The following is a 13,791-nucleotide window of genomic DNA, read 5'->3' on the forward strand; positions in this document are numbered from 1 at the left end:
GCGTTACGACTCGGCGAAGCGCTGACGCTCGGCATCGATGTCGCGAAGGCGCATCCGCAGTGCACGGCCCCCATCGGAATCCGCCGGCACGCGCTGCACGGCGCCGAGGAGCTCCTGCTTGTCGCGCTCGAGCTGGCGCAGGACGAGTCGTCGGGCGAGGTCGGCCACGGTGGCGACGGCACGTTCCTCGTCTCGAGCGGGGAAAGGCGTCATCAGCAGCTCACCCGCCAGCGAGCGGTAGGGCTCGCGGACGCTGTTGACGGCCTCCGTCACCCAGCCGGCCCTGGTGCGGTCGGGGGCCGCTGCCACGGCCTCGCGCACGGCGTCGAGACCCGGAGTGCGGAACGGCATTCCCAGCGCCCGATTCAGGAGGGCCTGATCGACCTGATGCCCATACTGCAGAGCCCCCATCAGCGCGTCGCGTTCGACGGCGACATCGGGGCTGCGCGGAAGGCTCGCGAGAGTGACCGGTGCCACGACGGATGCCCCGGTCGCGGGATCGACCTGCGGAGCCTCGCGACGTACGTGCTGCGGCGTGGAACCGCCGCGCGCCGCCCGCTCGACCTCACTGCGCACCTCGGTGGGATCCATCCCGAGTCGCCGCGCCAGAACACGCTCGTAACCCGGGCGGAGAAGCTGGTCGCGGATCTCGGCCACGATCGGCGCGGCAGCCCTCAGCGCACCGACGCGCCCCTCGACAGTGGAGAGATCGAAGCCACCCAGCTTGCGGTCGATCGCGAACTCGAACATCGGCTGCTTGGTGTCCATCAGCCCGCGAACGGCCGCGTCACCGCGCTGGAGACGCAGATCGCACGGGTCGAGGCCGTCGGGCGCGACCGCGACGAAGGTCTGCGCATTGAACCGATCGTCCTCCGTGAAGGCGCGTAGCGCGGCCTTCTGGCCGGCCTCATCGCCGTCGAAGGTGAAGACGACCTCGCCCGAGGCGTTGTCATCGCCCATCACGCGCCGCAGCACCTTGATGTGGTCGGTGCCGAAGGCCGTGCCACACGTCGCGATGGCCGTGGTGAGACCGGCGAGGTGGCAGGCCATCACATCGGTGTACCCCTCGACCACCACGACGCGGCGGGGGTCGCCGCGCGCGATGTCGCGCTTGGCGAGGTCGAGCCCGTAGAGGACCTGGGCCTTCTTGTAGATCGGGGTCTCGGGCGTGTTCAGGTACTTCGGACCGTTGTCGTCGTCGAAGAGCTTGCGCGCGCCGAACCCGATCGTCTGACCCGAGACGTCGCGGATCGGCCACACCAGGCGCCCGCGGAACCGGTCGTAGACGCCGCGCTGCCCGGTGGAGACCAGTCCGGCGTTGCTGAGCTCTTCACGCGTGAAGCCCTGCGCGGTGAGCGCCTTGAGCATGCCGTCCCAGCCGCGCGGCGCGAAGCCGACGCCGAAATGCGCCGCGGCTCCGGCGTCGAAGCCGCGCTCCCCGAGGAAGCGGCGGCCGGCCTCCGCATCCGGTGTGAGGAGCTGGGCACGGAAGAACTCCGCGGCCGCGGTGTTGGCCGCGTAGAGGCGGCTGCGGCCGCTCGTCTCCGGAGCCGCTCCCCCGTCCTCATAGTGCAGCGTGTACCCGATGCGGCCGGCGAGACGCTCGACAGCCTCGGTGAAGCTGACGTGGTCCATCTCGCGCAGGAACGAGTAGACGTCGCCCGACTCGCCGCAGCCGAAGCAGTGGTAGTAGCCCACCTGCTGGCGCACATGGAAGCTCGGACTCTTCTCGTCGTGGAAGGGACACAGCCCCTTGAGCGAACCCACGCCCGCCGACTTGAGCGCGACGCGCTCACCGACGATGTCGGCGATGTTCGTGCGCGCCTTGACCTCGTCCACATCGGCCTGCCGGATCCGCGGCATCAGCGCGCCCCTTCGGCGATGGGCCGCCTCTCGGCGTGCGCGCGAGCCCCGGGTCGGGCGTGACGAGGAGTCCAGATGCCCACCTCGGCCGGATCGATCTCTCCCACGAGCCGGTTGTGCCAGTCGATCGCACTCTGGTCAGTGAGGCTCGCGATCTGATCCACGACGACTCTGGCACGCTCGGCGTCGTTCTCCGCCGCGATGAAGTCCGCGGCGAACGCGGGCTCGAGCACGTCGGATCCGGCGGACCACAGGGCGTCAGTCGACCACAGCGCTTCGGCGAGCCGCGTCAGAACGCGTCGCTGCTCCTTGTAGACCCCCTTGCGGGCCTCGATCGTGACGATGGCCTGACCCATGATGCCCTTGAGCACGGCGATCTCCACCTCGATCACCCGCGGGACGACGACATGGGCGTTGTAGCGAACGAGTGCCGTGCTTCCGTACGCCTCTTTGGTGGCGGCGACCGCGGCCTTGGCGAAGCGGCCGATCAAATCGCTCGTGAGGTTCTTGAGACGGGCGAGCGCCTGCCGGGAACGGTCGAAAGACGCCAGCCACATCGGCTGCGACGATAGGCGGTACAGCGCATCCGCCAGCTCGTCGCGCGTGAAGTCGTAGCCCACCCACTGCTGGATGCGGCCGAGGAGCGCGTCGTGCGCACGCGGGTCGGCCAGTTGAGCGACATCGACGTAGCCATTGACGATCGCATCCTCGAAGTCGTGCACCGAGTACGCGATGTCGTCGGAGAGATCCATGATCTCGGCCTCGATGCACCGCAGGCGGCCGGGCGCTCCCTCGCGCATCCAGCGGAACACGGCCTCGTCTTCGGGGTACACGCCGAACTTGAGCCGCCCACCGGGGTCGGGCACCGGGCTGTCGACCGTCCACGGGTACTTGCACGTCGCGTCCAGGCTGGCGCGGGTCAGGTTCAGGCCGACCGAACGGTCATCGTCGTCGAGCACCTTGGCCTCGAGCCGGGAGAGGATCCGCAGCGACTGGGCGTTGCCCTCGAACCCGCCGATCGGCTCCGCCCACTCGTTGAGCGCCCGCTCGCCGTTGTGTCCGAACGGCGGGTGGCCCAGGTCGTGGCTCAGGCAGGCGGTGTCGACCACATCGGCTGAGACGCCGAGGGCGACCGCGAGCTCCCGCCCGACCTGCGCCACCTCGAGCGAATGCGTCAGGCGGTTGCGGGCGAAGTCGGCCGTGCTGGCCGGGCTCAGCACCTGTGTCTTCGCCGCGAGCCGGCGCAGCGCGGCAGAGTGCAGCACGCGTGCGCGGTCGCGGGCGAAGTCGTTGCGCTCGGATCGATGGGTCTCGGCGAAGAAGCGCTCGGCATCGCGCGCGTCGTAGCCGTCGGCGCGCAGGCCGACCTGAGGGTCAACCGCCACTGTTCTCGATCTCCGCTCCACGCATCATCTCCGAGGCCGACGAGGCGAGCTCTCGCGACTCCAGCCATTTGTCCGGCAGTGCCGTCCGCTTCGGGTGTCCGGAACGTCCGCGCTGCCCCTCGGCATCCGCACCGGGATACGGAGCGGTGTGATCGAGTCGCCCGAGGAAGTCGTCGATCTCCGCGAGGCTGGATGCGGTGGCGAGCCCGGTGCGGATGTCACCACCGACCGGGTATCCCTTGAAGTACCAGGAGACGTGCTTGCGGATGTCGCGGCAGCCGCGATCTTCGTCCTCGAAGAACTCGACCAGCAGCTCGGCATGCCGACGGAAGGCGTTCGCGACGAACCCGAGCGTGGCGTCGACCGTCTTGCCCTCGCCACCGAATGCGGTGGCGAGCTCGCCGAACAGCCAGGGGCGTCCGAGGCACCCGCGTCCGACCACGACACCGTCGCAGTCGGTCTGCGCCATCATGCGCACGGCATCGTCGGCGGACCAGATGTCGCCGTTGCCCAGCACGGGGATGCTCGTGACGGCCTGCTTCAGTTCGCCGATCGCGTTCCAGTCGGCGAATCCGGAGTAGAACTCGCCCGCGGTGCGCGCGTGCAGGGCCACCGCAGCTGCACCGGCGTCCTCCGCCGCGCGCCCGGCATCGAGGAAGGTCAGGTGGTCTTTGTCGATGCCCTTGCGCATCTTGACCGTCAGCGGCACGTCACCGGCGGCCTTGACCGCCTGGTCGACGATGTCGGCGAACAGCTTCGACTTCCACGGGAGCGCTGCTCCCCCACCGCGGCGGGTGACCTTGGGCACCGGGCATCCGAAGTTGAGGTCGATGTGGTCGGCGTGGTCTTCCGCGACGATGATGCGCACGGCCTCGGCGATCGTCTTCGGGTCGACACCGTAGAGCTGAATGGACCGCGGCGTCTCGGACTCGTGGTGCCGGATCAGACGCATGGTCGTCTCGTTGCGCTCGACCAGCGCACGCGAGGTGATCATCTCGCTCACGTAGAGCCCGGCGCCGTACTCGCGGCACAGGCGCCGGAAGGCGGTGTTGGTGATACCCGCCATGGGTGCGAGGACGACCGGCACGTCGAGGTCGATCGGGCCGATGCGAAGGGGGCGGGCGGGGGCGGTGGCGAGAGTCATGTCCTGTTCATTCTCCCAGACGCGGAGCCAGGAGGGATGCTGCGACCTAAGCTGTGAATATGACCGATTCCGCGCTCCGTTCGATCCCGTTCACCGACGCCAAGGGCGAGGAGAAGACGCTCGACGATCTCGGCGCCGACGTCGTGCTGGTGGTCAACGTGGCGTCCAAGTGCGGACTCACCCCCCAGTACGAGCAGCTCGAGGAGCTGCAGCGCCTGTACGGCGACCGCGGTTTCACCGTCGTCGGCTTCCCCTGCAACCAGTTCTTCGGCCAGGAGCCGGGTTCCGTCGACGACATCCTCGAGTTCTGCTCGACGACCTACGGCGTCACCTTCCCCGTCAACGACAAGGTCAAGGTGAACGGCAAGAACGCGTCGGAGCTCTACAAGGCGCTCAAGGAGACCCCGGACCAGGGCGGCAAGGCCGGGCGGGTCGAGTGGAACTTCGAGAAGTTCCTCGTGCTGCCCGACGGTGACGTCGTGCGCTTCCGCCCGAAGCAGAAGCCGGACGCACCGGAGATCGTCAGCGCGATCGAGGCGGCACTGACCCGCTAGACGCGACCGGATCGAACGCAGCGGCCCGCGCCGTTCACCTCCACGTCAGCTGCGCCCCGCGCTGATCCGCGCTCGAACACGGGTCTCGTTCACCTCCTCGTCAGTCCGACGCCATCTGGCCTCCCTAGTCTCACCGCGGCGAACATCGCCCGAAGACGAAGGAGACCACACATGCCCGACCGTCTGCCGATCAGCCGGCGCACCGTCCTCACCGCTGGAGCGCTCGGCGCTCTCGGAACCGCCCTGCCGGTCGGCACCGCCGCAGCGGCTGCTGCCACGGACATCGCCCCGGCAGGCGCCGGGCCAGGCCGCGGTCTGCGGTTCCGTGCCGACGGGACCTTCAAGGTGGTGCAGTTCAACGACACGCAGGACGATGAGCTCACCGACCGTCGCACGGTCGAGCTGATGGAGAAGGTGCTCGACCAGGAGAAGCCCGATTTCGTCGTGATCAACGGCGACGTGATCACCGGCGGATGCGAGACCCGGCTCGCGGTGAAACAGGCGATCAACAACGTCGTCACGCCGATGGAATCCCGGCGCATCCCCTGGGCGGTCACGTACGGCAACCACGACGAGGACTCGCTCCCGCAGTCGGGCGTGGACGAGGCGGGGATGCTGAAGATCTACCGCTCGTACGAGTACAACGTGAATGCCGAGAGCACGCGGGGCGTGACGGGCACGAGCAACACGATCGTGTCGATCGGCTCGGCCGCCCGGAAGAACCGCGAGGCGTTCGCGCTGTGGCTGATGGACTCGGGGCGCTACGCCCCCGGCACGATCGACGGCCAGGACTTCGCCGGATACCCGACCTGGGACTGGCTGCGGATGGACCAGGTGGCCTGGTACCGCGAGCAGTCGCAGCGTCTCGAACAGCGTCGCGGGCGCACGGTGCCGGGGCTGATGTTCCTGCACATCGCGTTGTGGGAGCACCGCTTCATGTGGTGGGGCGGCGTGGACACCCGCACGGAGGCCGATGCCGCGCGCGGCAGGGCCCGGCACGCCATCGTCGGTGAGCGCAACGAAGATGAGTGCCCCGGTCCGTTCAACTCGGGGATGTTCAACGCGATCCTCGAGCGCGGCGACGTGAAGGGCGTGTTCGTCGGCCATGACCACATCAACGACTACGTGGGCGACTACTACGGCGTCATGCTCGGCTATGCCCCCGGCACCGGTTTCGGCGCATACGGTCTCGACGGCGCGGAGCGCAACCGCATGCGCGGCGGTCGGGTGTTCGAGCTCAAGGAGGCGGGTGACGAGGTGACGATCGCCACCCGCGTCGTCTACGCGCGCGAGCTCGGCATCGACCTCACGGCGAACGACCAGCCCATGGAGCCGCTGCCTCTCGCCCCGCGGCAGCAGCGCGTCTGACGCACACACAAGGCGACGCCGGGGACCCGTTCGGGTCCCCGGCGTCGTGGTGTCCGGCAGTTCTCAGGCTTCGACGGGTTCGTCCCGCTTGGCCCACAGGTCGCGGATCACGTTCTCGAACGCGGCCGGCGGCTGTGCACCGCTGATGCCGTACTGGCCGTCGACGACGAAGAAGGGGACGCCCTGGATGCCGTAGGCGCGTGCCTGCGCCTGATCCTGACGCACGGCCGGGAGGTACTGCTCGCTCTCGAGCGCCGTGCGGGCGCGGTCGGCGTCGAGGCCCACCTCGGTCGCGAGTGCCACGAGGTCATCGATGCGCCCGACGTGCTTGCCCTCGGTGAAGTAGGCGGACATGAGCCGCTCCTCCATCTCGTGCTGTAGCCCCTCGGCCTTCGCGAAGTGCAGCAGCTCGTGCGCCTTCACGGTGTTGGTGTGCTGCAGGATGTCGAAGCGGTACTCGAGCCCCGCGTTCGCGGCGACACCGGTCACGTTCGACAGCATCTGCTCGACCTGCTCGCGCGGCATGCCCTTGTGCCCGGCGAGGAAGTCGATCTCGTCGCCGTCGAAGTCGACCGGGGTGTCGGGCGACAGCTCGAACGAGTGGAAGGTGATGTTGACCTGCGGCGCGTCCTCATCGGCAGCGACCGCTTCGAGACCCTTCTCGAGGTTGCGCTTGCCGATGTAGCACCAGGGGCAGGCGATGTCGGACCAGATGTCGATGGAGATGGGTTCAGTCACACTTTCATCCAACCGCATGCGCCCCCGAGCTATTCCGAGGCTGCGGAGGCGACATCGGTAGGATTCTCGGATGCTCACCGCCGCCGACCCGCTTCCCTTCCGGCCCGAGCGGGTCCTGGTCGCCGGTGTCACGGGTTCCGGCAAGACCACTCTCGCGCGCCGCGTCGCCGGCGTGTGGGGACTGCGCCAGATCGAGATCGACGGCCTGTTCCACGGGCCGAACTGGGCTCCGCGGCCCGAGTTCCTCGACGATGTGCGCTCCTTCGCGGCCGAGGACCGCTGGGTCACCGAGTGGCAGTACACGAGCAAGGGCACCGACGAGATCCTCACGCCGCGCGCCGACCTCGCGATCTGGCTGGACTATCCGTACCGCGTGGTGCGCTCACGCCTGCTGCGTCGAACGCTTCGCCGCAGCATCCTGCGCACGCGGATGTGGAACGACAACGTCGAGAAACCGATCTGGCAGATGTTCCGCAGCGATCCCGACGAGAACATCCTCGCCTGGCAGACCAAGACCCTGGGGCATTGGACCGAGCGGATGCCGGACTACACCCTGCGCTTCCCGCAGCTCACGATCGTCCGGCTCCGGACTCCGAACGAGACCGAGCAGTGGCTCCGGGCTCAGGCGGGTGAGTCAGGGGTGTCGATCGCGCCGCCGAAGCGACGGTCCCGCGACAGGTAGATGCCGATCGCCCGCCAGAGTTCTTCCCGCGAGAAGTCCGGCCAGAGCGTGTCGAGGAACACCATCTCGGCGTAGGCCGACTCCCACAGCAGGAAGTTCGAGGTGCGCTGCTCCCCCGAGCTCCGGAGGAAGAGATCGACGTCGGGCATGTCGGGCACGTACAGGTTCCGGCGGATCATCTTCTCGGTGATGGCCTTGGGCTTCACGCGCCCGGCGGCGACGTCTTCCGCGATCGCCCGCATCGCGTCGACGAGCTCGACCCGTCCGCCGTAATTGACGCACATCGTGAGGGTGAGCACGTCGTTGCCGCGGGTGAGCTGTTCGGCGTGCTGCAGCTCCTTGATGACGCTGCCCCAGAGCCGCGGCTTGCGGCCCGCCCAGCGGATGCGCACCCCCCACTCGTTGAGCTGGTCACGGCGGCGGTGCAGCACGTCGCGGTTGTAGCCCATGAGGAAGCGCACCTCCTCGGGAGAGCGCGCCCAGTTCTCGGTCGAGAACGCGTACACGGACAGATGCTTCACCCCGGCCTGGATGGCGCCGGCGACGACGTCGAGCAGCACCTCCTCGCCCGCTTTGTGGCCTTCGATGCGGTTGAGACCTCGGCGGTTGGCCCAGCGGCCGTTGCCGTCCATGACGATCGCGACGTGCTCGGGCACGGCCCGGAACGCCGGCGGGTGCACACCGGTCCAATCCAGCGGACGATAGGGCACCGCGTCTTTGTGTGTGTAGGGCTTCGGGCTCATCGTGGTCCTTCCGACGAGATGTCCGACACATGGGCGAGCGAGCGGATGCCGCGCTCCAGGTGCCACTGGGCGTAGGCGGAGACGAGTCCGGACGCGGCTGCGGTGTCGGCGTGCGCGGACGCATCGATGACGTCCCACTCCCCCGAGATCAAGGCGCGGAGCAGGGTCAGCGTCTTCTCCCCGACGCGAGGGCTTCCGGCCGGGGCGCAGTTCGTGCACACCAGTCCGCCCAGCTGCGCGACGAATCGTGCGTGCGGCCCCGGGGTCCCGCAACGGGCGCACTCGTCGAGCGATGGCGCCCACCCGGAGAGCGACATGACCCGCAGGAGGTAGGAGTCCAGGATGCTGCGCGCGACGTGCTCTCCGCGCGACAGCGCCCTCAGCCCGCCCACGAGGAGCAGATACTGATCGGGGGTGGCCTCGGCGTCGCTCAGGCGGTCGGCCGTCTCCACCATCGCGTTCGCCGCGGTGAACCGGTCGTAATGCGCCGCGATGTCCGTGCCGTACGAGCCGAGTGATTCCGCCTGCTGCACGATGTCGAGCGAGCGCCCCTGGTAGAGCTGCACGTCGGCGACCATGAACGGCTCGAGCCGGGCGCCGAACTTCGACGACGTGCGACGCACTCCCTTCGCGACCGCGCGGACCTTGCCGTGACGCCGCGAGAGCATGGTGACGATGCGATCCGCCTCACCGAGCTTGTGAGTGCGCAGGATCACCGCTTCGTCTCGGTAGGTGGGCACCCCTCGATTATCCTCCGTACAGGAGAATGGACGGGTGACCGAACCGCTCTTCACCATTCCGCTGTGGGCGGACCTGCTCGGCGTCGGCCTCGGCGGCGTCCAGGGCGCGATGTTCGCGTCGGGGTTCCAGGGTCAGCGACGCCTCGACTGGCTCGGCGTCGCGATCATCGGCATCATGATCGGGATGGGCGGCGGTCTCATCCGCGACATCCTGCTCGGGCAGACGCCGGCCACCCTGCAGAACCAGTGGTATCTCGTCACGGCGGCGGGGGCCGCGCTCCTCGGCATGCTTCTCGCGGGTCTGTTCACCCGCTTGAACACGGCGATCGTGGTGCTCGACGCGGTGGTCATCGGGATGTTCGGCGCATTCGGGACGAGCAAAGCTCTCGCCTTCGGCATCCCCGAGGTGCCGGCCGTGTTCATCGGCGTGTGCGCGGCCGTGGGCGGCAGCGTGCTGCGCGACATGCTCATGGGGCTGCCGACCGCGATCATGCACGTCGGCTCGCTCTACGCCGTCGCGGCCGGCGCCGGATGCACGTTCATCGTCATCGCCGTGGCGCTCGGCATGCCCATCACGATCGCTGCCATCGCCGGCATCGCCGTGACCACCGTCATCCGCATCCTCGCCGTCACGTTCGACGTCTCCCTGCCGGAGCAGCGCCGCATCTACCGCCGCAAGGTGGCCGCGGAGACGGGCGCCATCGCGATCGTCAAGCCCAGCGCCGACATCTGAGCCTCGATCTCAGGATCCCGGGCGCTCGCCGATGATCGCACGGAGGCCGTCGACCACCCTCGCCAGACCGAATTCCCACGCGACTGCGGCATCGTAGGGCGTCCCCAGGGACTCGCCCGCGGCCTGACCGACCGATTGCGCGAGCGGGTAGTCCTCCCCCAGGTAGGTAGCGAGACGCGGGCCCGCCTCCGCCCAAAATGCGCCGAACTGCTCCTTCTCGGCGCTCTCCCGCATCCTGGTCGCCGCAGCTCGCACGAAGTCCAGGAGGAAGGACAGTGCCGCGTCGCGTTCGACGTCGCCCAGCCCCGTGTCATCGAACGCATGCAGCTCACGGTCGTACTTGGCGATCGTGCCGGGCCCGAGCGCGGCACGCTGGTCCGCGATGTCGAGCACCCAGGGATGCCCTCGCAGCAGGTCGAGGTTGTCCTGGGCAACCGCGCGCACACGCGCGGGCCAGCCGACTTCCTCGACCGAGCGAACCCGCATCCGGGAGTGCACCACGTCGACCATCAGGACGAGCAGGTCTGCACGGCTGTTCACGTGCGTGTAGATCGACATCGGCGGCAGCTCGAGTGACTGTGCGAGGGCGCGGATCGTCACGGCGTCCAGATCGGTGTGATCGGCGAGCTCGATCGCCCGCGAGATAACCTCCGCCGTCGAACGTCGGGCCCGAGGTCCACGACGACCGCCCGCGGCCGCCGACGATTCGTCCCGCCAGAGGAGATCCACCAGATTCTTGGCCATGTCGGAATAATCCTCTCACGGGATCTCTTAACCATGTACGTTGTACGTAGTTTAGACAGGAGACACCGTGAACATCACTCAGACCGCCATCTCTCTCAACGTCGACGACATCGCCGCGTCGGCCGCGTTCGCGAAGACCCACTTCGGATTCGAGGAGGCGATGTCCGCCGAGGGATTCGTCTCGCTGCAGCACCCGGACGCACCGAACCTCATCTTCCTGGAGACCGGCCTGGGAAGCTTCCGACCCCAGGAGATCGCCGGCTCCGCGGGTCAGGGCACCCTGCTCGTGTTCGTCGTGGAGGACATCGATGCGGAGTTCGCCCGCATCGACGCGGCGGGTGCGCGTGTCATCACTCCCCCGGAGACCGAGCCGTGGGGCGAGCGCTACTGCCAGTTCGCCGATCCGAACGGCATCGTCTGGCAGCTCGTCCAGTGGGTCTGAACAGGGAATGACGAACGCCCCCTCGGTCGTCACCGAGGGGGCGTTCCTGCGCGGACTGTCAGACCGCCGCGAGCTCCTGCTGCCGCGTGCGGATCGAGCGGTTGACACCCGAGACGATCGCCTTGAGTGATGCCGTCGAGATGTCGCCGTCGATGCCGACGCCCCACAGGCGCTGGTCGCCGACCTGCAGCTCGACGTAGGCCGCGGCCTGTGCGTCGCCTCCGGCGCTGAGGGCGTGCTCCACGTAGTCGTACACGGTGATGTCGAAGCCCTGACCACGCAGCACCTCGACGAATGCCGCCACCGGGCCGTTGCCGTTGCCCGACACCGAGACCTGCTCGTCGTCGTCGCGCAGCACCACATCGAGCACCACATCACCGGACATGTCGCTGCGGGTCTGCGTCGCAAGCAACTCGAACCGGCCCCACTTGGCCGCCGAGTCGTCGGCGGGCAGGTACTCGTCGTTGAAGATCGACCAGATCTGGTCGGATGTGACCTCGCCGCCCTCGGCATCCGTCTTGGCCTGCACGACCCCGGAGAACTCGATCTGGAGTTTGCGCGGCAGGTCGATCGCGTGATCCGACTTCAGCAGGTAGGCGACGCCACCCTTGCCGGACTGCGAGTTGACCCGGATGACGGCCTCGTACGAGCGCCCCAGGTCCTTCGGATCGACGGGCAGGTACGGCACCGCCCACTCGATCTCGTCGACCGTGACGCCCTCCGCGCTCGCCCGGGCCTCCATCGCCTCGAAGCCCTTCTTGATCGCATCCTGGTGCGAGCCGCTGAACGCGGTGAAGACCAGGTCGCCGGCCCAGGGGCTGCGCTCGGGCACGGGCAGCTGGTTGCAGTACTCGACCGTGCGCTTGACCTGATCGATGTCGCTGAAGTCGATCTGCGGGTCGATGCCCTGCGTGAACAGGTTGATGCCCAGCGCGACGATGTCGACGTTGCCCGTGCGCTCCCCGTTGCCGAACAGGCATCCTTCGATGCGGTCCGCGCCGGCCATGTAGCCGAGCTCGGCGGCGGCGATGGCCGTGCCGCGATCGTTGTGCGGGTGCAGCGACAGGATGACGTTCTCGCGGTGGTTGAGATGGCGGCTCATCCACTCGATCGAGTCGGCGTAGACGTTCGGCGAAGCCATCTCGACGGTGGCCGGCAGGTTGATGATCACCTTGCGGTCGGGAGTCGGCTCGAAGATCTCGATCACCTGGTTGCAGATGTCGACGGCGAACTCGAGCTCGGTGCCCGTGTAGCTCTCGGGCGAGTACTCGTAGTAGACCTGCGTGTCCGGGATCGTCTTCTCGAACTTGCGGCACAGGCGCGCGCCCTCGAGGGCGATGTCGATGATGCCCTGCTTGTCGGTGCGGAACACCACCTCGCGCTGCAGCACACTCGTGGAGTTGTACAGGTGCACGATGGCCTGCTTGGCGCCCGCGATCGACTCGTAGGTGCGCTCGATCAGGTGCTCGCGCGCCTGGGTCAGCACCTGGATGGTGACGTCGTCGGGAATCAGGTTCTCTTCGATGAGCTGTCGCACGAAGTCGAAGTCGGTCTGACTCGCCGACGGGAAGCCGACCTCGATCTCCTTGTAGCCCATGCTGACGAGCAGCTCGAACATGACGCGCTTGCGCTCGGGCGACATCGGGTCGATGAGGGCCTGGTTGCCGTCGCGGAGGTCGACGGCGCACCAGCGCGGCGCCTCGGTGATGCGGGCGTCGGGCCAGGTGCGATCAGGCAGGTGGACGTTGATCTGCTCGTGGAACGGCCGGTACTTGTGAATCGGCATCGCCGTCGGGCGCTGAGTGTTCTGCATGATGGGGCTTCTTCTCTTCGTCAAGATGAACGGGCCAACACAAGCGCCGCGACGAGGAAGGCCCTAGCTTTAGGACTCGTCGCGGCAGCTAAGAAGAAGCAGACCGCCGAAAGGCATGTGGTCATGCTAGCAGGGATGGTGTGGCGGTTTCGACGCGTGTGAGACGATCCGGCGGCCGGTGACACTCCCCGTTATGAGCACATCGCAGCGTCGCCTGATCCTCGCCCTGGCATCCGCCGTCGGACTCCTCGCGTTGACCGCCTGCACCGCAGGACCCGGCAGCTCCGCGGCGCCGACGAGCACGACTGTCCCGTCGGATCAGCGCCTCGAGAACGCACATCCCGAGCCGCCGGAGGGGCGCGTGATCGGGGTGGGCACCGTGCTGGAAGACGCGGGCGGCGTGGCGTTGTGCATGGGCGCGATCATGGAGTCGTACCCGCCGCAGTGCAGCGGCGTACCGCTGGACGACTGGACCTGGGACGGGGTCGACGGCAGCGAGACCAGCGGGGAGACGACCTGGGGCGCGTATGCCGTGTATGCCATGTACGACGGTGAGCGGCTCGCCCGGACCGACGCGCCGATCATGCTCGCGCTGTACGACACGGTCGCTCCGGAGGACCCGACCGGCGGCGTCGAGGGCTCGACGGCCGAAGACGAGTTGACGCGGGTGCAGGACGACATCTCCGCGCGTCTCGGGGCCGATGCGCTCACGGTCGGGCCGGATCGAGGATACGTCTGGCTGCAGGTCGTGTGGGATGACGGCACGATCCAGGATGCGGTGGATGCCGAATACGGCGCGGACGTGGTGGTCGTGACCTCCGCCCTGCGCGAGATCGACTGAC

General features: G+C 68.2%; 14 protein-coding genes. 6 read left to right on the forward strand and 8 right to left on the reverse strand.

Going from position 1 to position 13,791, the window contains the following annotated elements:
• Positions 1-3: 3 nt before the first annotated feature.
• Genes dnaG through dusB form a run of 3 tightly spaced genes read right to left on the reverse strand, consistent with a single transcriptional unit; the run spans position 4 to position 4,392 of the window.
• Entirely contained in the window at positions 4-1,863 is a 1,860-nt protein-coding gene (gene dnaG, locus BQ2383_RS17605; protein WP_091036903.1) for a DNA primase, read from the reverse strand.
• Positions 1,863-3,248, reverse strand: a complete 1,386-nt coding sequence (locus tag BQ2383_RS17610) for a deoxyguanosinetriphosphate triphosphohydrolase (RefSeq protein WP_029261736.1) — start codon at positions 3,246-3,248, stop codon at positions 1,863-1,865. The genes dnaG and BQ2383_RS17610 overlap by 1 nt, the downstream gene beginning before the upstream one ends.
• On the reverse strand, positions 3,238-4,392 hold the full coding sequence (gene dusB, locus BQ2383_RS17615; RefSeq protein WP_091036907.1) for a tRNA dihydrouridine synthase DusB: 1,155 nt from the start codon (positions 4,390-4,392) through the stop codon (positions 3,238-3,240). Before dusB ends, BQ2383_RS17610 begins: the two co-directional genes overlap by 11 nt.
• Positions 4,393-4,451: 59 nt before the next feature.
• Between dusB and BQ2383_RS17620 the strand changes: the two genes are divergently transcribed.
• Both BQ2383_RS17620 and BQ2383_RS17625 read left to right on the forward strand, forming a co-directional pair.
• Entirely contained in the window at positions 4,452-4,946 is a 495-nt protein-coding gene (locus BQ2383_RS17620; protein ID WP_091036909.1) for a glutathione peroxidase, read from the forward strand.
• Between the two features lie 171 nt (positions 4,947-5,117).
• Positions 5,118-6,314, forward strand: coding sequence for a metallophosphoesterase family protein (locus tag BQ2383_RS17625; RefSeq protein ID WP_167381657.1), 1,197 nt, complete (start codon positions 5,118-5,120; stop codon positions 6,312-6,314).
• A gap of 63 nt (positions 6,315-6,377) precedes the next feature.
• On the opposite strand, the gene BQ2383_RS17630 is transcribed toward BQ2383_RS17625, so the two are convergent.
• Positions 6,378-7,052, reverse strand: coding sequence for a DsbA family oxidoreductase (locus tag BQ2383_RS17630; protein WP_091036912.1), 675 nt, complete (start codon positions 7,050-7,052; stop codon positions 6,378-6,380).
• 70 nt (positions 7,053-7,122) lie between these two features.
• Between BQ2383_RS17630 and BQ2383_RS17635 the strand changes: the two genes are divergently transcribed.
• On the forward strand, positions 7,123-7,734 hold the full coding sequence (locus BQ2383_RS17635; protein ID WP_091036915.1) for an AAA family ATPase: 612 nt from the start codon (positions 7,123-7,125) through the stop codon (positions 7,732-7,734).
• Here BQ2383_RS17635 and BQ2383_RS17640 read toward each other — a convergent pair.
• Complete coding sequence (locus BQ2383_RS17640; RefSeq protein ID WP_029261730.1) at positions 7,674-8,477, reverse strand: isoprenyl transferase; 804 nt, start codon at positions 8,475-8,477, stop codon at positions 7,674-7,676. The genes BQ2383_RS17635 and BQ2383_RS17640 overlap by 61 nt on opposite strands.
• The gene (gene recO / locus BQ2383_RS17645; protein ID WP_091036917.1) at positions 8,474-9,217 is read right to left on the reverse strand and encodes a DNA repair protein RecO; all 744 of its coding nucleotides are present in this window, start codon (positions 9,215-9,217) and stop codon (positions 8,474-8,476) included. The genes BQ2383_RS17640 and recO overlap by 4 nt, the downstream gene beginning before the upstream one ends.
• 34 nt (positions 9,218-9,251) lie before the next feature.
• Here recO and BQ2383_RS17650 point away from each other — a divergent pair, with 34 nt between their 5' ends.
• Positions 9,252-9,950, forward strand: coding sequence for a trimeric intracellular cation channel family protein (locus tag BQ2383_RS17650; RefSeq protein ID WP_091036919.1), 699 nt, complete (start codon positions 9,252-9,254; stop codon positions 9,948-9,950).
• A 9-nt stretch (positions 9,951-9,959) separates the two neighbouring features.
• On the opposite strand, the gene BQ2383_RS17655 is transcribed toward BQ2383_RS17650, so the two are convergent.
• Positions 9,960-10,694 (reverse strand): TetR/AcrR family transcriptional regulator, encoded by a 735-nt coding sequence (locus BQ2383_RS17655; protein WP_091036921.1) that lies wholly within the window; start codon positions 10,692-10,694, stop codon positions 9,960-9,962.
• Positions 10,695-10,761: 67 nt separating this feature from the next.
• Between BQ2383_RS17655 and BQ2383_RS17660 the strand changes: the two genes are divergently transcribed.
• Entirely contained in the window at positions 10,762-11,136 is a 375-nt protein-coding gene (locus BQ2383_RS17660) for a VOC family protein (RefSeq protein WP_091036924.1), read from the forward strand.
• Between the two features lie 58 nt (positions 11,137-11,194).
• Here BQ2383_RS17660 and leuA read toward each other — a convergent pair whose 3' ends face one another.
• Entirely contained in the window at positions 11,195-12,949 is a 1,755-nt protein-coding gene (gene leuA / locus BQ2383_RS17665) for a 2-isopropylmalate synthase (protein WP_091036927.1), read from the reverse strand.
• Between the two features lie 193 nt (positions 12,950-13,142).
• Here leuA and BQ2383_RS17670 point away from each other — a divergent pair, with 193 nt between their 5' ends.
• Positions 13,143-13,790 (forward strand): hypothetical protein, encoded by a 648-nt coding sequence (locus BQ2383_RS17670; RefSeq protein ID WP_091036929.1) that lies wholly within the window; start codon positions 13,143-13,145, stop codon positions 13,788-13,790.
• Position 13,791: the final 1 nt, after the last annotated feature.

The organism is Microbacterium oxydans (assembly GCF_900095745.1).
Lineage (GTDB): Bacteria > Actinomycetota > Actinomycetes > Actinomycetales > Microbacteriaceae > Microbacterium > Microbacterium oxydans_B.